The sequence below is a fragment of the Bradyrhizobium sp. GW821-FHT13H05 genome, from assembly GCF_058804065.1.
This window is the reverse complement of record NZ_JBXAPO010000002.1, coordinates 444648-463655: the sequence shown is the minus strand read 5'-3', so window position 1 is coordinate 463655 and position 19008 is coordinate 444648. Positions and strand designations below refer to the sequence as shown.

General features: G+C 65.0%; 18 protein-coding genes. 14 read left to right on the top strand and 4 right to left on the bottom strand.

The genetic code is table 11. From position 1 onward, the window contains the following. Window positions 1-26: 26 nt before the first annotated feature. Genes AC1RR3_RS06575 through AC1RR3_RS06560 form a run of 4 tightly spaced genes read left to right on the top strand, consistent with a single transcriptional unit; the run spans window position 27 to window position 5948 of the window. Complete coding sequence (locus AC1RR3_RS06575) at window positions 27-1790, top strand: ABC transporter ATP-binding protein (RefSeq protein WP_492820574.1); 1764 nt, start codon at window positions 27-29, stop codon at window positions 1788-1790. 58 nt (window positions 1791-1848) lie between these two features. Continuing rightward, window positions 1849-4050 (top strand): amylo-alpha-1,6-glucosidase, encoded by a 2202-nt coding sequence (locus tag AC1RR3_RS06570; protein WP_492820572.1) that lies wholly within the window; start codon window positions 1849-1851, stop codon window positions 4048-4050. A gap of 21 nt (window positions 4051-4071) precedes the next feature. Further along, a complete protein-coding gene (locus AC1RR3_RS06565) occupies window positions 4072-4605 on the top strand; it encodes a PRC-barrel domain-containing protein (RefSeq protein ID WP_492820570.1) in 534 nt (177 codons plus the stop codon). 23 nt (window positions 4606-4628) lie between these two features. Continuing rightward, window positions 4629-5948, top strand: coding sequence for an MFS transporter (locus AC1RR3_RS06560; protein WP_492820568.1), 1320 nt, complete (start codon window positions 4629-4631; stop codon window positions 5946-5948). Window positions 5949-5988: 40 nt separating this feature from the next. Here AC1RR3_RS06560 and AC1RR3_RS06555 read toward each other — a convergent pair whose 3' ends face one another. From AC1RR3_RS06555 to fixL, 4 genes are all read right to left on the bottom strand, one after another. After that, entirely contained in the window at window positions 5989-6687 is a 699-nt protein-coding gene (locus AC1RR3_RS06555; RefSeq protein WP_492820566.1) for a helix-turn-helix domain-containing protein, read from the bottom strand. Between the two features lie 103 nt (window positions 6688-6790). Beyond that, complete coding sequence (locus AC1RR3_RS06550) at window positions 6791-7213, bottom strand: response regulator (protein WP_492820564.1); 423 nt, start codon at window positions 7211-7213, stop codon at window positions 6791-6793. Between the two features lie 43 nt (window positions 7214-7256). Next, window positions 7257-7874 (bottom strand): response regulator FixJ, encoded by a 618-nt coding sequence (gene fixJ, locus AC1RR3_RS06545; RefSeq protein ID WP_492820562.1) that lies wholly within the window; start codon window positions 7872-7874, stop codon window positions 7257-7259. A 3-nt stretch (window positions 7875-7877) separates the two neighbouring features. Continuing rightward, window positions 7878-9395 (bottom strand): sensor protein FixL, encoded by a 1518-nt coding sequence (gene fixL / locus AC1RR3_RS06540; protein WP_492820560.1) that lies wholly within the window; start codon window positions 9393-9395, stop codon window positions 7878-7880. Window positions 9396-9599: 204 nt separating this feature from the next. On the opposite strand from fixL, the gene AC1RR3_RS06535 reads away from it, so the two are divergent. The 10 genes from AC1RR3_RS06535 to ccoS all read left to right on the top strand — a co-directional run bounded on the left by AC1RR3_RS06535 (window position 9600) and on the right by ccoS (window position 18978). After that, on the top strand, window positions 9600-10433 hold the full coding sequence (locus tag AC1RR3_RS06535) for a universal stress protein (RefSeq protein WP_492820558.1): 834 nt from the start codon (window positions 9600-9602) through the stop codon (window positions 10431-10433). Between the two features lie 33 nt (window positions 10434-10466). Beyond that, on the top strand, window positions 10467-10892 hold the full coding sequence (locus tag AC1RR3_RS06530; protein ID WP_492820556.1) for a CBS domain-containing protein: 426 nt from the start codon (window positions 10467-10469) through the stop codon (window positions 10890-10892). 210 nt (window positions 10893-11102) lie between these two features. Continuing rightward, window positions 11103-12752 (top strand): cytochrome-c oxidase, cbb3-type subunit I, encoded by a 1650-nt coding sequence (gene ccoN / locus AC1RR3_RS06525; RefSeq protein ID WP_492820554.1) that lies wholly within the window; start codon window positions 11103-11105, stop codon window positions 12750-12752. A gap of 10 nt (window positions 12753-12762) precedes the next feature. After that, window positions 12763-13497 (top strand): cytochrome-c oxidase, cbb3-type subunit II, encoded by a 735-nt coding sequence (gene ccoO, locus AC1RR3_RS06520; RefSeq protein WP_492820552.1) that lies wholly within the window; start codon window positions 12763-12765, stop codon window positions 13495-13497. Window positions 13498-13510: 13 nt separating this feature from the next. Next, window positions 13511-13675: a cbb3-type cytochrome oxidase subunit 3 gene (locus AC1RR3_RS06515; protein WP_492820550.1), complete on the top strand. Its 165-nt coding sequence runs from the start codon at window positions 13511-13513 to the stop codon at window positions 13673-13675. A gap of 6 nt (window positions 13676-13681) precedes the next feature. Then, window positions 13682-14557 (top strand): cytochrome-c oxidase, cbb3-type subunit III, encoded by an 876-nt coding sequence (gene ccoP / locus AC1RR3_RS06510; protein WP_492820548.1) that lies wholly within the window; start codon window positions 13682-13684, stop codon window positions 14555-14557. A gap of 109 nt (window positions 14558-14666) precedes the next feature. After that, window positions 14667-16130, top strand: a complete 1464-nt coding sequence (gene ccoG, locus AC1RR3_RS06505; RefSeq protein ID WP_492820546.1) for a cytochrome c oxidase accessory protein CcoG — start codon at window positions 14667-14669, stop codon at window positions 16128-16130. A gap of 15 nt (window positions 16131-16145) precedes the next feature. Beyond that, window positions 16146-16631 (top strand): FixH family protein, encoded by a 486-nt coding sequence (locus AC1RR3_RS06500; protein WP_492820544.1) that lies wholly within the window; start codon window positions 16146-16148, stop codon window positions 16629-16631. An 11-nt stretch (window positions 16632-16642) separates the two neighbouring features. Next, entirely contained in the window at window positions 16643-18835 is a 2193-nt protein-coding gene (locus AC1RR3_RS06495) for a cation-translocating P-type ATPase (protein WP_492820542.1), read from the top strand. Continuing rightward, on the top strand, window positions 18835-18978 hold the full coding sequence (gene ccoS, locus AC1RR3_RS06490) for a cbb3-type cytochrome oxidase assembly protein CcoS (protein WP_492820540.1): 144 nt from the start codon (window positions 18835-18837) through the stop codon (window positions 18976-18978). Before AC1RR3_RS06495 ends, ccoS begins: the two co-directional genes overlap by 1 nt. Window positions 18979-19008 lie beyond the last annotated feature (30 nt).

Genomic DNA, 19008 nt, shown 5'->3' with positions numbered 1-19008 from the left:
TGGAATCATAACGGGGTCGCAGCCACATGGATCATCTCTCTGGATACGCGCGCAGGCCATTTGCCTTTGTCTTGCGCTATCTCCGGCGCCGTTTGGCATCGCATCTCGTGATCCTGGGCGCTGTCGTTGCAGCCGTTGCCTGCTCCGTGGGCACGCAGTATGGCGTCAAATCCCTGGTCGACAGTCTGTCGGCGGGAACATCGCATGGTGGTGGCGTATGGCTGGCATTCATTCTGCTCATGTCGCTGATCGCCGCCGACAACTTCTTGTGGCGGATCGCGAGCTGGACGGCGAGTTTCACCTTCGTTCGGGTCACTGGCGATCTACGCCGTGACATTTTTCGCCATCTGACCGGGCATGCACCGAGCTATTTCTCCGATCGGATGCCGGGCATGCTGACCAGCCGCATTACCGCCACATCCAATGCCGTGTTCACGGTCGAGAACATGTTCGTCTGGAACGTGTTGCCGCCGTGCATCGCCACGGTTGCGGCCATCGCGCTGATTGGAACCGTCAGCCCCTATATGGCGCTCGGCCTGACCGTGATCGCCGGCGGCATGGTGATCGCGATGTTCCGTCTGGCTGCGGCCGGCAAGCCGCTGCATGATGATTTCGCCGACAAGGCCGCTGTCGTCGACGGCGAGATGATCGACGTCATCAGCAACATGCCGCTGGTCCGCGCCTTCTGCGGCATCGGCCACGAGCACGAGCGGTTCGACGCGACCGTGAACCGGGAGCTCACCGCAAGAAGCCGCAGCCTGCGTTATCTGGAGAAGCTGCGCCTGCTGCACGCCGCCGTGACGGTGCTGTTGACGGTCGGGCTGATGGCCTGGGCGGTCACGCTGTGGCAGCAGGGCGAGGCGACCACCGGCGACGTCGTGCTGGTCTGTACGCTCGGCATCTCGATCCTGAGCGCCACCCGCGATCTCGCCGTCGCACTGGTGGATGTTACCCAGCACGTCGCGCGCCTGACCGAGGCCATTGCGACGCTGCTGGTGCCGCATGAACTGCGCGACCACCCCGAGGCCGAACCGCTGGTGAAGAGCGGCGCCGCGATTGCGTTCAACAACGTGACCTTCGGCTATCCCGGCGGCGAGAAGATCTTTGAACGGTTCAGCCTGCGGCTCCAGCCCGGCCAGCGCGTCGGCCTGGTCGGCCAGTCCGGCGGCGGCAAATCGACGCTGTTCACGCTGCTTCAGCGTTTCTACGATCCCGACGAGGGCAGCGTGACCGTCGACGGCCAGGACATCGCGATGGTGACCCAGCTGAGCCTGCGCGAGGCGATTTCGGTCGTGCCGCAGGACATTTCCTTGTTCCATCGCTCCATTCGTGAGAACATCCGCTACGGCCGGCCGAACGCGACCGACGACGAGGTGCTGCGCGCGGCGATTGCGGCGCGCTGCGACTTCATCGACAGCCTGCCGGAAGGTCTCGACACCATGGTCGGCGACCGCGGTGTCAAAATGTCCGGCGGCCAGCGACAGCGCATCGCGATCGCGCGCGCCTTCCTGAAGGACGCGCCGATCCTGCTGCTGGACGAGGCCACCGCGGCGCTCGACAGCGAGTCCGAGGAGGCGATCCGCGAGGCGCTGTCACGCTTGATGCGTGGTCGCACGGTGATCGCGATTGCGCATCGCCTCGCGACGCTGCGCAATTTCGACCGCGTCGTCGTGCTGAGGGCCGGCAAGATCATCGAGGACGGCGCGCCCGATCGGCTGATGCAGGGCCACGGGCCTTACCGTGAGCTGGTGACGCAGGAAATGAGCCGGCTCGCGCAAGCGGCCGCGTAAATCCAGCAGTGGCGTTCGCGTTGATTGCGTTCCGAAACGAAACGCAGGGGAGCAGCCTATGGCTGAGGTCGTAACCAAATTCGCCTCTGTTGCGCGCACCGTGGAACAGGTCGCGGAGCAGCCGTTCTACATCCCGATGACCGGTCCCGCGGCGCGGCCGCGGCGGTCGCTCAAGCATGACGACACCTTCATCGTGCTGGACAGCCATGGCGACATCGGCGCCTCTGCCGGCGGGCCGGATGGCCTGTTCAACTACGATACGCGCTACCTGGCCCGGCTCGAGCTCGTGCTGAATGATCTGCAGCCGCTGTTGCTCGGCTCCAATATGCGCGACGACAATTCCGCGCTGACCGTCGATCTCACCAATCCCGACATCTACCGCCAGGGCAGTCTCGTGCTCCAGAAGGATCTGCTGCACATCGTGCGCACGATCTTCCTGTGGCGCGGCACGGCCTATCAGCGCATCGGCGTGCAGAACCACGGTGATCGGCCGGCCAGCTTCGAGCTGACGCTGCTGTTCGACAACGATTTTGCCGATCTGTTCGAGGTCCGGGGCGAACGGCGCCCGCGCCGCGGCACCGGCACGAGCAAGCTGCTCGGTCCGACTGACGTGCGGTTCGAATATCGCGGCCTCGACAATGCCGAGCGCACGACGGGCCTGCATTTCGACCCACGTCCGACGCGGCTCTCGGTGAATGCGGCGACATGGCAACTCGAGCTGGACCCGCACGAGTCAAAGTCGCTGTTCGTGGCTGCGTCCTGCAACCGGCCGGTCGAAGAGAGGCCGGCGCGGTTTTTCAGGGGCCTGCTTGCCCATCGCCGCGAGATGCGGCAGTCGACCAAGGGCGCCGCCAGCATCGAGACCTCCAACAACATCTTCAATGAGGTGCTGTGCCAGGCCATGGCCGACCTCAACATGCTGATGACGGAGACGCCGCAGGGCCGCTATCCCTATGCCGGCATTCCCTGGTACTCGACGACGTTCGGCCGCGACGGGCTGATCACGGCGCTCCAGATGCTCTGGGTCGATCCGCGCGTCGCCAAGGGCGTGCTCAGGCGCCTGGCGCATTTCCAGGCCAAGGCGATCAATCTGCTCGCCGATGCCGCGCCCGGAAAGATTCTGCACGAGATGCGCGGCGGCGAGATGGCGGCGCTGGGTGAGGTGCCGTTCTCGCAATATTACGGCAGCGTGGATTCCACCGCCTTGTTCGTCCTGCTCGCCGGATGCTATTTCGAGCGCACCGGCGACGAGGCGACGCTGATCGAGCTATGGCCGGCCATCGAGGCGGGTCTGGCCTGGATCGACGGCCCCGGTGATCCCGATCAGGACGGATTCGTCGAATACCAGCGCGCGACGGAGAAGGGACTGGCGAATCAAGGCTGGAAGGATTCCTACGACGCGATCTTCCATGCCGACGGCCAGCTTGCCGAAGGCAATATCGCGCTCGCTGAAGTCCAGGGCTACGTCTACGCCGCCAAGCAGCTGGCGGCGCGGTGCGCGCTGCGGCTCGGCAAGCCGGACCGCGTGCGCAAGCTCGAGGCCGAGGCCAAGGCGCTGGCCGAGCGCTTCGAACAGGCGTTCTGGTGCGAGGAACTCGGCACCTATGCGCTGGCGCTCGACGGCAGGAAGCGGCCCTGCAAGGTGCGGACCTCGAATGCCGGGCAGGTGCTGTTCAGCGGCATGATCCGGGAAGATCGTGCGCGTCTGGTCGCCGCCGACCTGATGCAGCCGCATTTCTTCTCGGGCTGGGGCATCCGCACCGTCGCGCGAGGCGAGGTCCGCTACAACCCGATGTCCTATCATGACGGGTCGATCTGGCCGCACGACAACGCGCTGATCGCGCTTGGGCTCGCGCGCTACGGCCTCAAGCATTCGGTGGCGCATGTGTTCAAGGGCCTGTTCGATGCTGCGACCTATATGGACCTGCGCCGGCTGCCCGAATTGTTCTGCGGCTTCCGGCGCGAGAAGCGGCGCGGCCCGACGCTGTACCCGGTCGCCTGCGCGCCGCAGGCCTGGGCCAGCGCGACGCCGTTCACGCTGCTGGAGGCGGCGCTGGGTATCGAGTTCGACGTGGCGCGCGGCGAGATCCGCCTGCGCAATCCGCATCTGCCGGCCTTTCTGAACGAGGTGATCCTGCGCGATCTGCGCCTCGGCGAATCCAGCGTGGATCTGCGCGTCAGCCGTCACGGCGACGACGTGGCGCTGGAAGTGTTGCGCACGCGCGGGCAGATCCAGGTGTCGATCGTGCTGGCGCGCTAGCTGTGCCTGCGAGGAGGGTCTATGCGTACGATCGGAGCATTGCTGCTGAGCTTGACGATCGTCGCTGGATTGACGGTCGCTGTATCACGTGCCGCGGAGGAGCAGCCAGCGGCCCCAACGACGCCCCCGAGTGAGGCGAATGCGCCGGCAGCAGTACAGCCGCCGGCTTCCACCGTGCCCGTCACGCCGAAGGATGCCGCGCCGCCGCCGTCGGTGACCATCATCGGTGCGAGCGACGCCCACGGCGTGCTTGGCCGTGATGTGCTCAGCGCCGCCAACGAGGACATGGGCCGCATCGTCGATGTCATCGTCGACCGAAGCGGGCACGTGCGCGCCGCCGTGATCGATTTCGGCGGCTTCCTCGGCGTCGGCAGCCGCAGGATCGTGGTGGACTGGAATGCGATGCGGTTCGGCAAGATCGTCAACAAGAAGGACAGCATCACGCTCGAATTGACCAAGGCGCAGGTCGCGGCCGCACCGGAATACAAGGAAGACACGCCGATGGTGGTGCTCGGCGCATCCGGCAGCCTGCAACCGCTGCAAGCTGTTCAGTGAGGCGCGGGGAGGAATGGCCACCGGTGCTGTTGTCGAGAAAACCGAACCATGCCGCCGAGGATCGCGCTCGCCGCGTTGAGCAGGACAATTTTGCCGCGGCTTCGGCCGCAGGTATCCCGGCGCCGTCGCGCCAGAGCCTGCGCGGCCTCGACTGGTTCATCTTCTTTCTCGCCGACGTGCAGACCGGGTTCGGTCCCTTCATCGCGGTTTACCTCACGACGCAGAAATGGACCCAGGTCGAGATCGGCCTCGTGCTGTCGATCGGCGGCATCGTCGCGCTGATCGGGCAGATGCCGGGCGGCGCCATCATCGACGCGGCAAAATCCGAGCGGCTGGTCGCAGGCCTTGCGATCGCGACCATCGGCTGCTGCGCGCTCGCCTATGCGGCGATGCCGATCTTTCCCGTGGTGGTGGCTGCCGCCACGCTGCATGCGGCGGCCAGCTGCGTGCTGGGGCCGGCGATCGCGGCGATCAGCCTTGGACTGGTCGGCCCGCTCAAGATCGGCGAGCGGCTCGGCCGCAATGCGCGCTTCGCCTCGCTCGGCAATGGCGTGGCCGCCGCGGTGATGGGCACGGCCGGCTATCTGCTGTCGAGCCGGTCGGTGTTCCTGGTCACCTTCCTGCTCGCGATCCCGACCCTGATCGCGTTGTCGCGGATCCGCGAGGAGGAAGTCGATATCGCGCGCTGCCACGGCGAGATGCCGCGCGAGGCTGAAGCTCGCGGCGACACCAATATCTGGCACCTGATCCGGCAGAAGCCGCTCATCGTCTTCGCGCTCAGTGTGCTGCTGCTACAACTCGCGAACGCCGCGATGATGCCGCTGATGGCGAGCGCGGTGACAGCGCGGTCCAGCCAGTGGGCGACGGTGCTCGTCGCCTTTTGCATCGTCGTGCCGCAGGCGATCGTGGCACTGTTGTCGCCGACGGTCGGGCGCAAGGCGCAGCTCTGGGGCCGGCGCCCGCTGCTGTTGATCGGATTCGGTGCGCTGACGATCCGCGGCCTGCTGTTCGCGACCGTGCGTGATCCCTATCTGCTGGTGCTGGTGCAGGTGTTCGACGGCTTCACTGCCGCCGTTTTCGCGGTGATGATCCCGCTGATCGTGGCCGACGTTGCCTTCGGCAGCGGTCACTTCAATCTAGCGCAGGGGATCGTCGGGACCGCGACCGGAATCGGTGCGTCGCTGAGCACGGCGCTCGGCGGTTTCGTCGCCGACAAGTTTGGTAACGCCACCGCGTTCCTCGGGCTGTCGGGTGTGGCCGCAACCGGGCTGCTGCTGATTTTGCTGGTGATGCCGGAGACCCGGCGCACGGGCATGATCGCGACAAAAGAAATGGCCGGCTGAACGCATTCAGCCGGCCAAAGTGATGGGGACGAAGAAAAGATCAGGCGTCGAGATTGTGCAGGCGCGCCCGGTTGCGCAGCACGATCTGGCGGGCGCCGGAGAAGCCCAAGATCCCCTGGGCGTGAAGCTGGGACAACGCGCGCGACACGGTCTCGAGCGTGAGGCCGAGATAGTCGCCGATGTCGCGGCGGCACATCGGCAGCGCCATCATGCCGGCGACGGCGAGGCGGCGGTCCATTTCGAGCAGGAAGGTCGCAACGCGCTCCATCGCGGTCTTGCGGCCCAGCAGCAGCATGTGGTCTTCGGCGTGGCGAAGCTCGCCGGCGGTCATCGCCCAGAGCTTGCGGGCGACCTGCACGTCGGTGCCGGAGGCCTTTTCGAGGCTGGCGCGCTTTACGAGGCGCACATTGGTGTCGATGATGGCCTCAGCGGCAAGGCGGTGGGTGGAGCCGGATTCGAGGCCGAACACGTCGCCGGGAAGATGGAAGGAGCCGATCTGGCGGCGGCCGTCGGAGAGAAGCTTGTAGCTGCGCACCGCGCCGGTGACGACCTGGTAGACGTATTCGGCCGGCTCGTCCTCGCCATAGATCTCCTCGTCCTTGCGGTAGGAGAACTCGGTGGCGACGAGGCCAGCATGGCCCGTGATCGCGCCGAACTGGTCGGTGACGGGATGGGCAGGGGCAATCTTGCCACCGATTTGGGTGTTGATCGCCTGGGTGTTGAGCGTCTGGGTCAGCATCTGCGCCATCTCCGTTGTGATGACGCCTTGGTACGCGGTATCGGGTGCTTCGAAAATTTCGCGAGATATCTTAAGGGGGGGCCCTTACGTAGAATCCCGTAGGTCAGTTTCCGCGCCGGTCCTGGATGGCGTGGCGGATAAGCTTGACCAGGTTTTCGTCGAGAAGCGGCTTCAAGATCACGTCTTTCACGCCTGCAGCCGCTGCCCGGGCCGAAATGTTGCCGTCCGGATAGCCGGTGATCAGGATCACGGGGGTTTCGCCGTCGGACTGGCGCAGCCGATCGGCGAGCTCGATCCCGTTGATGTCGGGCATCTTGTAGTCGATCACGTAGCAGTCGGGGCCGGACGGGCTCGTCGCGTTGAGCAGCGCCGTGGCGTTCCGGAAGGTCCGCACGGCAAAACCATCGGTCTCCAGCAGGAACCGCAGGGATCCCAGCACGGCTGCATCGTCATCGACCACGTAAACCGTGGGCCTTGCCGATGGCGCCGTCGGGAGCCGCTGAGGGTGAGAGCCGATCTCGATCATGCTGATTGGCTAGCACAGGCAGGCGCAACGGCCTTGACCTGTCTCAATCCTTCAGCATTCCGGCGCGCATGGCGAGGCGAACCAGCTCCGACAGGCTGTTGGCCTGCATCTTGGTCATGACGTTGGCCCGGTACACCTCGATGGTGCGCGGGCTGATGTCGTATTCGCGGGCGATCAGCTTGTTGGAAAGGCCCGCGACGAGCCCTTCCATGACCTGACGCTCCCTGGGGCTCAGGGAGGCGACGCGGGCGGCGATGTCCTGCGCAATGGCATCGCTCCTGGTTGCCGGCTCGGCCTCGCGAATCGCCGTCTCGATCATGGTGGTGAGGCGGTCGTCCTCGAACGGCTTCTCGAGGAAGTCGACGGCCCCGAGCTTCATCGCCTCGACCGCGAGCGGCACGTCACCGTGGCCGGTCATGATCAGGATCGGAAACGAATGGGGCTGCGCCTTCATCCGCTTCAACAGCTCGATGCCGTCGAGGCCCGGCATGCGCACATCGGAGACGACACAGCCGAAGGCGAGACCGGGCAGGGCATCGAGGAAGGCTTGCGCATCGTCAAACAGGGTGACGCCGAAGCCGGAGGAATCCAGCAGGAAGTTCAGCGAGTCCCGCATCGCCGCGTCGTCATCGATGACGTAGACATGTCCCTTGGTCGTCATGGATCAATTCTCATCGGCTGCCGGGAGAGTGAAGTGGAATGTCGCGCCGCCTGATGCGTTGCTCTCGGCCCACATGCGTCCGCCGTGAGCCTCGATGATCGAACGGCTGATGGACAGCCCCACACCCATGCCGGTTTCCTTGGTGGTGAAGAAGGTCTGGAACAGGTTTGGAATGACGTCGCCCTGGAAGCCGGAGCCGGTGTCGCAGACCTCGACCTCGATCATGTCGTCGGCGACGCGGGTATTGGCGACCACGAGCTCGCGGTGCGGCGATTGCGCCATCGCCTCCAGTGCGTTGCGGAACAGATTGACCAGCACCTGCTGGACCTGCACGCGGTCTGCGAGCACAAGATCGGCCTCCGGATCGAGGCTGAAGCGAAGCTGCACGTTCTGCTCGCGCACGCCGGCAAGCCCGAGTGCGCCGGCCTCCTCGATCAGCTTGGAGAGGCTCTCGACCCGCTTCTCCGATTCGCCGCGGGAGACGAAGTCGCGCAAGCGCCGGATGATCTGGCCGGCGCGCAAGGCCTGCTCGGCCGCGCGGTCCAGCGCGCTTTCGATCTTCGGCGTGTTCGGGTCGGCGCTGCCGGCCAGCAGCCGACGCGATCCCTTCATGTAATTGCTGATCGCCGCCAGCGGCTGGTTGAGCTCGTGGGCGAGCGCTGAGGCCATTTCGCCCATCGCAGTGAGCCGGGAGACGTGCACGAGCTCGGATTGCAATTCCTGGAGCCGCGCCTGGGTCTGCTGGTGTTCGGTGAGGTCGCGAACGAAGCCGGTGAAATAGGGCTCGCCGGCGGACTGCATCTCGCCGATCGACAAGTGCATCGGAAAGGTCGTGCCGTCGCGGCGCTTGCCGGTCACGATACGGCCGATGCCGATGATGTGGGGGTCGCTGGTGTTGCGGTAGCGGGCGATGTAGCTGTCATGGCGGGAGCGGTCGGGCTCCGGCATCAGGATGCTGACGTTCTTGCCGATGGCTTCGTGCTCGGACCAGCCGAACAGGCGCTCCGCGGCCGTGCTGAACAGCTGCATGATGCCGCGGCCGTCGATGACGATCATGGCATCGGGAATTGTGTGGAGGATCGAGCGGAGGTGGGTCTCGCGCGTGCGCAGCGCCTCCTCGACCTGCTTCTCCTCGTCGATATCGAGAAAGATGCCGGACAGATGACGGGCGACGCCCGCGTCGTCGCGAATGACCCCCGCCCGGGCGCGGATCCACTGTCCGCTGCCGGAAGCGTTCGAGACTCGAAAGGATACGTCAAAGCCGCCGCCGCGTTCCGAGACGCGCTTGATTGCGCTCTCCACGCGGTCGCGATCCCCGGGCTCGAGACGAGACAGGAAGAGCTCGTAGCTCGCCAGCTGGTTCGGCTCCAGACCAAGCAGGCTCCTGGCCGTCTCCGACCAGTCCAATTCGCGCGTCGTAAGGTCGAGATCCCAGGTGCCGACGCCAAACCCTTCGATCCGGACGCGGAAATGCTCACCCCGACCGTCATCTTGCGGATGCGTTACACGGGTCGGCGACAAGCAATGACTCCCCATTTTCGCGCGGCAGGCCCGGCCCCCGCGAACATGGCGGCAATTTCGCCCATGGCCGGGCCGGAGGCAAGTTCGGATGTCTGATTCTATTGGCGGATTTCCCGCGTCGCCCTTCGATTTGATCTATCTCATCCCGCCTTGCGTCGGCAGGGCTAGGATTCTGCGTGGTTCATTGCCTTCCGGAGACTCCCGATGACATACGCGACCGTGATGGTCAGCCTGGCGCTCGATCAGCCCAACGAGGCGCGTCTCCAGGTCGCGGCCGAACTTGCCGAGCGATTCGAGGCGGCCATTGTCGGAGTTGCCGCGGCGCAGTTCGCGCCGCCGCTCTATTTCACTGACGGCGCCGAGGCCCAGGGGCTGATCGACGAGGGTGAAGCCTCCGTCAAGCGGCGGCTGGCCGGTCTGGAGGCGCAATTCCGCACTGCGACGAAGAATCGCGGCGGCCATGCGGAGTGGCGCAGCGCCATGGATTTTCCAGCGCGATTCGTTCTGGCACAGGCGCGCTGCGCCGACATCGTCGTCAGCGGCGGGCAGAGCCCGGCCTTCTCCGACGCTTTCGCGCTCGCAAGTCCCAAGGATCTGGTGATGCAGGCCGGCCGCCCGCTTCTGGTCGTGCCCGACCGGGCCGAATGGCTCGATCTGCGCAGCGTGCTGGTGGCGTGGAAGGATACGCCGGAGGCGCGGCGGGCGGTGGCCGACGCACTGCCATTGTTGCGCAAGGCGAAGGACGTCACCATCGCGGCAGTTCCGGAGCACGACGACGACCGCGCGGTCGTGATGGCCGGCGTCACCGACGTTGCCGCCTGGCTCGCCCGTCATGGGGTCACCGCGGTCGCGCGGGTCTCGGAAAGCGCGCGCGGCGAAACCGCTGCGGGGCAATTGGAGAAAGTCGCCGGCGACGTCGGCGCCGGCCTGATCGTGGCGGGCGCCTACGGTCATTCGAGGTTTCGTGAGCTGATCCTCGGCGGCGTCACCCAGTATCTGGTCACGCAATCCAGCCGCTGCGTGCTGCTGTCGCACTGACAGCCGGCCAAAGCTACGTGAGGAGGACGCGCCGTGTACAGATTTCTTGAGCAGACCGTCGACGGCTACATGACGCGCAACGTCAGGTCGGTGCAGCGCGACCAGGACCTGCTCGCGCTCAGCGAGATGTTCGAGCGCGACGATTTCAACTCCTATCCGGTCGAGGACGACGGACAGGTGGTCGGCATCGTCACCAAGTTCGACATCCTGAAGTGCTTCGCTTTCACGCCGAGCCAGATGCTGCCGCGCTATCATGAGCTGATGAGCCGCAAGATCGGCGACGTCATGACGCCGGAGTTCATCTATGTCGGCCCCGACACGCGGCTGACGCGCGTGCTCCAGATCATGGTCGAGCATCGCATCAGGAGCATCATCGTGCTCGACGGTGCGCAGAAGCTGGTCGGAATCATTGCCCGCGAGGACGTCATCAAGGCGCTGAAGGCAACAGCGCGCGACTGACGGATTGCCTTGAATCCTGCGATTGCGGGCTCCGTGATTTCACGGAGGCGAGCAGTCGCCGTGCGCGCGACGCCGGGAACAAGCGACTGATATCGCTCTTTGATCCGCAGCGGTCTCACATTAACAGAAATCCATCTCCCTTGATTTCAATCAATTCCCCGCGAGGGTGAATGTGGTTTCTGGCGCTGTGTTCTTTCAGAGAGAATCCGCATGAGCCAGCCCTCCATCTCCAAATCCATGACCATCGGTGAAAGCGGCCTGGCTGTCGTATTCGCAGTCACCGCCTTCCTCTGCGTGATCGCCTCGGCCAAGGCGCTCGATGCGCCCTTCGCCTTCCATGCCGCGCTTTTCGCGGCGGCGAGCGTCATTGCGGTGTTCTGCATCGTCAACCGCTACTTCGATCGCCCTGCGGCGCTGCCGCCGGCGGAGATCAACGGCCGCCCCAACTACAACATGGGCCCGATCAAGTTCTCCTCCGTCATGGCGATGTTCTGGGGCATTGCCGGCTTCCTCGTCGGCCTCATCATCGCCTCGCAGCTGGCCTGGCCCGCGCTGAACTTCGATCTGCCCTGGACCAGCTTCGGCCGCCTGCGTCCGCTGCACACCTCCGCGGTGATCTTCGCCTTCGGCGGCAACGTGCTGATCGCGACATCCTTCTACGTGGTGCAGAAGTCCTGCCGGGTTCGCCTTGCCGGCGATCTCGCGCCCTGGTTCGTCGTGGTCGGCTACAACTTCTTCATCCTGATCGCGGGCACCGGCTATTTGCTCGGCGTCACCCAGTCGAAGGAATATGCCGAGCCGGAATGGTATGCGGACCTCTGGCTGACCATCGTCTGGGTGGTCTATCTGCTCGTCTTCCTCGCCACAATCATCAAGCGCAAGGAACCGCACATCTTCGTTGCGAACTGGTTCTATCTGGCCTTCATCGTGACGATCGCGGTGCTGCATCTCGGCAACAATCCTGCGCTTCCCGTCTCGGTGTTCGGCTCGAAATCCTACGTCGCCTGGGGCGGCATCCAGGATGCGATGTTCCAGTGGTGGTACGGCCACAACGCGGTCGGCTTCTTCCTGACCGCCGGCTTCCTCGCCATCATGTACTACTTCATCCCCAAGCGTGCCGAGCGGCCGATCTATTCCTATCGGCTCTCGATCATCCACTTCTGGGCGCTGATCTTCCTCTACATCTGGGCCGGTCCGCATCACCTGCACTACACCGCGCTGCCGGACTGGACCCAGACGCTCGGCATGACCTTCTCGATCATGCTGTGGATGCCCTCCTGGGGCGGCATGATCAACGGCCTGATGACGCTGTCGGGCGCCTGGGACAAGCTGCGCACCGATCCGGTGCTGCGCATGCTCGTCGTCTCCGTCGCCTTCTACGGCATGTCGACCTTCGAAGGCCCGATGATGTCGATCAAGGTGGTCAACTCGCTCAGCCACTACACCGACTGGACCATCGGCCACGTGCATTCCGGTGCGCTCGGCTGGGTCGGCTTCGTCTCCTTCGGTGCGCTCTACTGCCTGGTGCCGTGGATCTGGAATCGCAAGGAGCTCTACAGCCTCAAGCTCGTCAACTGGCACTTCTGGATCGCCACTCTCGGCATCGTCCTCTACATCTCGGCGATGTGGGTGTCCGGCATCCTGCAGGGCCTGATGTGGCGCGCCTACACCTCGCTCGGCTTCCTCGAATATTCCTTCATCGAGACCGTCGAGGCGATGCATCCCTTCTACATCATCCGCGCCGCCGGCGGCGGGCTGTTCCTGATCGGCGCGCTGATCATGGCCTACAATCTCTGGATGACCGTTCGCGTCGGCGAAGCGGAAGTCCAGATGCCCGTCGCGCTTCAGCCGGCGGAATGAGGAGTCTTCCATGTCGTTCTGGACACGCCACCAAGTCTTCGAAAAGAACTCGATCATCCTGATTGTCGGCATCCTGCTGGTGATCGCGATCGGCGGTCTCGTCGAGATCACCCCGCTGTTCTACCTCAAGAGCACGATCGAGGCGGTCGACGGCATCAGGCCGTACACGCCGCTGGAGCTCGCAGGCCGCAACGTCTACGTCCGCGAGGGCTGCTATCTCTGCCATTCGCAGATGATCCGGCCGCTGCGCGACGAGGTCGAGCGCTACGGCCACTTCTCGCTCGCGGCCGAGAGCATGTTCGACCACCCGTTCCAGTGGGGCTCCAAGCGCACCGGTCCCGACCTTGCCCGCGTCGGCGCCAAGTATTCCGACGACTGGCACGTCACCCATCTGACCAATCCGCGTGCGATCGTGCCGCAATCGGTGATGCCGGGCTATCCGTTCCTCCGTGAGAGCGAGGTCGATCCTGATACGATCGCCGACCACATGCGCACGCTCCGGACCGTCGGCGTGCCCTACACCGACGACCAGATCGCCAACGCGGGCGCCGATATGAAGGCCCAGGCCGATCCGGACAACGCCGGCAGCGACGCCTTCACGAAGCGCTACGCCAAGGCCGTCGTGCGCAATTTCGACGGCAAGACCGGCACGCCGACAGAGATGGATGCGCTGATCGCCTACTTGCAGATGCTCGGCACGCTGGTCGACTTCAAGATCTACAACGAGAAAGCCAATCTTCGCTGAGAAGGCATCACCGATGAAAGCCATCCTGACACTCGACAATCTCGCGTCCGGTCTCGTGACCACGATCTGGACGCCGATCTTCGTCGCGATCTTTCTCGCGATCATCGCCTACGCATTCTGGCCCCGCAACAAGGCTGCGTTCGACGAAGCGGCGCAGCTGCCGCTGCGGGAGGAGTAAGACATCATGACCGATCATCACGGCGAATTCGATTCCGTTTCCGGCAGGTCCACGACAGGGCATGAGTGGGACGGCATCAAGGAGCTCAACACGCCGCTGCCGCGCTGGTGGGTGATTACGTTCTACCTCACTATCGTCTGGGCGATCGGCTACTGGCTGGTGTATCCGGCCTGGCCGCTGATCTCGAGCAATACCACCGGATTGTTCGGCTATTCCTCGCGCGCCGACGTCGCGGTCGAGCTCGCCAATCTCGAGAAGATCCGGGGCGACAAGATGGTCGCGCTGGGTGCGGCCTCGCTCGCCGACATCGAGAAGGATCCCGCACTGCTGGCGCTCGCGCGTGCCAAGGGCAAGACCGTGTTCGGCGACAATTGCGCGCCGTGCCACGGCTCCGGCGGCGCCGGCGCCAAGGGCTACCCGAACCTGAACGACGACGACTGGCTGTGGGGCGGCACGCTCGACCAGATCATGCAGACCATCCAGTTCGGCGCGCGCTCCGGCCATGCCAAGACGCATGAGGGCCAGATGCTCGCCTTCGGCAAGGACGGCGTGCTGAAGAGCGACGAGATTGTCACGGTCGCCAATCATGTCCGCGCGCTGTCGGGGCTGTCGACCCGCAAGGGCTATGACGCGGCCAAGGGCGAGAAGATCTTTGCGGAGAATTGCGTCGCCTGCCATGGCGACGGCGGCAAGGGCAACCCGGAGATGGGCGCCCCGAACCTGACCGACAAGATCTGGCTCTACGGCTCGGACGAGGCGACCCTGATCGAGACCATCAGCCAGGGCCGTGCCGGCGTCATGCCGGCCTGGGAAGGCCGGCTTGATCCCGCCACCATCAAGGCGATGGCGGTCTATGTCCACTCACTGGGCGGCGGAAAATAGTCTGATGACGACAGGCGGGGGCAAACAAAAATGCCCCCGTTTGCGCTGGATCAACTGATGCGGCGGCGTCGGGTCTAGGTTGAATCGCACCTTCGAGAAGTCCCAGGCGATGAACAAGACCGTGAACCCGAACGAGCTCACATCGGACGACGACAACGGGCCGCTCTACGTAGCCCAAAAGAAGGTGTATCCGCAGAGCATCTCCGGCACCTTCCGCCGGATCAAATGGGGCCTGATGGCGTTCTGCCTCGGCGTCTACTACTTCCTGCCCTTCGTGCGCTGGAACCGCGGCCTCGGCGCCCCCGATCAGGCCGTGCTGATCGATCTGCCCAACAGCCGCTTCTACTTCTTCTTCATCGAGCTGTGGCCGCAGGAGGTCTACTATTTCACCGGCCTGCTCATTGTGGCGGCGATCGCGCTGTTCCTGATGAACTCCGTCGGCGGCCGCATCTGGTGCGGCTATCTCTGCCCGCAGACGGTGTGGACCGATCTGTTCTACGCCGTCGAGCGTTTCGTCGAGGGCGACCGCCGCGAGCGGATGAAGAAGGACAAGGCGTCCAGCGTGACGCTGCGGCGCGTCAGCGAGATCGCACTCAAGCATACGATCTGGCTCATGATCGCCTGGTGGACCGGGGGCGCCTGGGTGCTCTATTTCAATGATGCGCCGACGTTGGTGAAGGAGCTGTTGACGTTCCAGGCGCCTGTCATCGCCTATATCTGGATCGGCATCCTGACGGCGACGACCTATGTGCTCGCCGGCTTCATGCGCGAGCAGGTCTGCACCTATATGTGTCCCTGGCCGCGGATCCAGGCCGCGCTCACCGACGAATGGGCGCTCAACGTCACCTATCGCTATGATCGCGGCGAGAAGCGTACCTCGGTCAAGAAGGCTGCCGAGTTGCGCGCGCTCGGCGAGCAGGTCGGCGACTGCGTCGATTGCTATCAATGCGTCGCGGTCTGCCCGACCGGCATCGACATCCGCAACGGGCCGCAGCTCGAATGCATCCAGTGCGGGCTCTGCATCGACGCCTGCGACAGCGTGATGACGAAGATCGGCCGGCCGAAGCGGCTGATCGGCTACGACAACGACATCAACATCCAGCGCCGCCAGGAGGGCAAGGCGCCGATCTATCGCATCGTCCGCCCGCGCACGATCGTCTACAGCGCGATCATCGCGGCCGTCGGCGGCATCATGCTCTACGTGCTGGCCACCCGCAGCCTGCTCGACGTCAACGTGCTGCACGACCGTAATCCGGTCGCTGTCAGGCTCAGCGACGGCTCGATCCGCAACGCCTATACGGTACGGCTGCTGAACAAGAGCGGTTACGACCGCGTCATCGCCATCGATGCGAACGGTCCGGTCAATGCGACGATTCACGTCATCGGCATCGATTCCGTGACGCCCGATCGGCCGATGATCGTGATCCCCCGCGACTCCACCAGCGAGCTGCGGCTGCTCGTCACAGCGCCGGCGGAGAGCAATCCGGAGAAGTCGATCCCCGTGCGCTTTCACGTCACCGATATCGGCCTCGGCGAGGTCGCCAGCGCCACCGACAATTTCGTCGCGCCGTAAGTTCAGGAGACTGCCATGGCCGCCAAGCCACTGACCGGAACAAAGGTGTTCCTGATGCTGGTCGCCTTCTTTGGCGTCGTGATCGGCGTCAACGTGACCATGATGAAGCTCGCGATCGCGACGCTGCCCGGCACCGACGTCGACAGCCCCTATGCCGCAGGCCTGACCTATGATCGCGAGATCTCCGCGGCGCAGGACCAAGCCGCGCGCAAATGGAAGGTCGACGCCCATATCGAGCGCAGCTCCGATGGCGGCGCCGTGCTTCGGGTCGAGGCACGCGATGCCAGCGGCCAGCCGGTATCCGGATTGAAGTTCGGCGGACGCCTGGAGAGGCCGACCGACAAGCGCGCCGACCTCCAGGTCGAACTCTCGGAAGCCGGCATCGGCATTTATCGCGGCAATGCGGCTTCCGTCGCGCCCGGCCAGTGGGACCTCGTGATCGAGGGCGAAGCGCGGGGCGCGCGCGTGTTCATGTCGCGCAACCGCGTGATCCTGAACTGAAGGATTTTGTCATGCAGGTCACGCGGGATTTCTCTCACTATGTCCGCGCCGCGGGCGAGGGCCTCAAGCATATCGATCTCGCGGTCGAGGGCGTTCACTGCGCCGGCTGCATGGCCAAGATCGAGCGCGGATTATCCGCCATCCCTGATGTCACGCTGGCGCGGGTGAACCTCACCGATCGCCGCGTCGCGCTGGAATGGAAGGCGGGCACGCTCGACCCTACCAGCTTCATCGATCGCCTTGAGGAACTCGGCTACAAGGCCTATCCTTACGAGACCGAGAGCGCGGAAGTGGCGGAGGTCGCCGAATCCCGCTTCCTGCTGCGCTGTCTCGGCGTCGCCGCCTTCGCCACCATGAACGTGATGATGCTGTCGATCCCGGTGTGGTCGGGCAATGTCTCGGACATGCTCCCGGAGCAGCGCGACTTCTTCCATTGGCTGTCGGCGCTGATCGCGCTGCCGGCGGCGGCCTATGCCGGCCAGCCGTTCTTCCGCTCGGCCTGGCGCGCGCTGTCGAACAAGACCACCAACATGGACGTGCCGATCTCGATCGGCGTGTGTCTTGCGCTTGGCATGTCCGTGGTCGAAACCATCCACCATGCCGAGCACGCCTATTTCGACGCGGCAATCATGCTGCTGACGTTCCTGCTGGTCGGCCGCTTCCTCGACCAGAACATGCGGCGGCGGACCCGCGCAGTCGCCGGCAATCTCGCCGCACTGAAGGCGGAGACCGCGGCCAAGTTCGTCGGCCCTGATGAAATCTCGCAGGTGCCTGTCGCCGCGATCCATCCCGGCGACATCGTGCTCTTGCGGCCCGGCGAGCGCTGCGCGGTCGACGGCACCGTGATCGAGGGACGTTCCGAGATCGACCAGAGCCTGATCACCGGCGAGACGCTCTATGTCACGGCCGAGCAGGGCACGCCGGTCTATGCGGGATCGATGAACATCTCAGGCACGCTGCGGGTGCGGGTCTCGGCAGCGTCGGAGGCGACGCTGCTCGCCGAGATCACACGGCTGCTCGACAACGCGCTGCAGGCACGCTCGCGCTATATGCGGCTCGCCGACCGCGCCTCGCGGCTCTACGCCCCGGTGGTGCATGCGACGGCGCTGGTCACCATTCTCGGCTGGGTCATTGCCGGCGCAAGCTGGCATGATGCGATCGTCATCGGCGTTGCCGTCCTGATCATCACATGTCCCTGTGCGCTCGGGCTTGCCATTCCCACGGTGCAGACGGTGGCATCGGGCGCGATGTTCAAAGCCGGCGTGCTGCTCAATTCCGGCGATGCGATCGAGCGCCTCGCCGAAGCCGACCACGTCATCTTCGACAAGACCGGCACGCTGACGCTGCCCGATCTCGAAGTGATGAATGCGGCCGATATTCCCGCCGATATCTTCGAGCTCGCCGGCCGGCTCGCCCTGTCGAGCCATCATCCCGTCGCCGCCGCGGTGGCGCAGGCCGCTGGCGCAAGGTCGCCGATCGTCAGTGCGGTCGAGGAGGCCGGGCAGGGCGTGCGCGCAACCGTTGACGGCGTCGAGCTGCGCCTTGGCCGTCCATCCTTCTGCGGCGCCGAGGGCCTCGTCGGATTGACCTGCGATCTCGACCCCGAAGCCTCCATCGTGGCATTCAGCAACGGGACCGCAAAGTTCATCCTCTCGGTGCGCCAGGGTCTGCGACCGGATGCGCAGGCCGTGATCGCGGCGCTGAAGGCGCGCAACATCGGCATCGAGATCCTTTCCGGCGACCGCGAGGCGGCGGTGAAGGCGGCGGCGCATGCGCTGGCCGTTCCCGAATGGCGCGCCGGCGTCACGCCGGCGGACAAGATCGCGCGCATCGAGGAATTGAAGCGGCGCGGCGCAAAAGTGCTGATGGTTGGCGACGGCATGAACGACGCGCCATCGCTGGCGGCCGCCCATATCTCGATGTCGCCGATCTCGGCCGCACATCTGAGCCAGGCCACCGCCGATCTCGTCTTCCTCGGCCGGCCGCTGGCGCCTGTCGTTGCCGCGATCGATTCCGCGCGCAAGGCGCTGCACCTGATGCGGCAGAACCTGTGGCTTGCGATCGGCTATAATGTCCTCGCCGTGCCGGTCGCGATCAGTGGTGTCGTCACGCCCCTGATTGCAGCTGCCGCCATGAGCGGATCGTCGATCCTGGTCATGCTGAATTCGCTGCGCGCCCGTAGCCGCGCGCGGGAGAGTGTGTGATGGAAATCCTGGTCATCCTGGTCCCGCTGGCGCTCATGCTTGGCGGTGCCGGCCTCGTCGCCTTCCTCTGGTCGCTGCGCAGCGGCCAATATGACGATCTCGACGGTGCGGCGTGGCGGGCGATCGCCGACGACGAGCCGTAGATCGAGGCTTCACGGCTCTCGAACAACGGG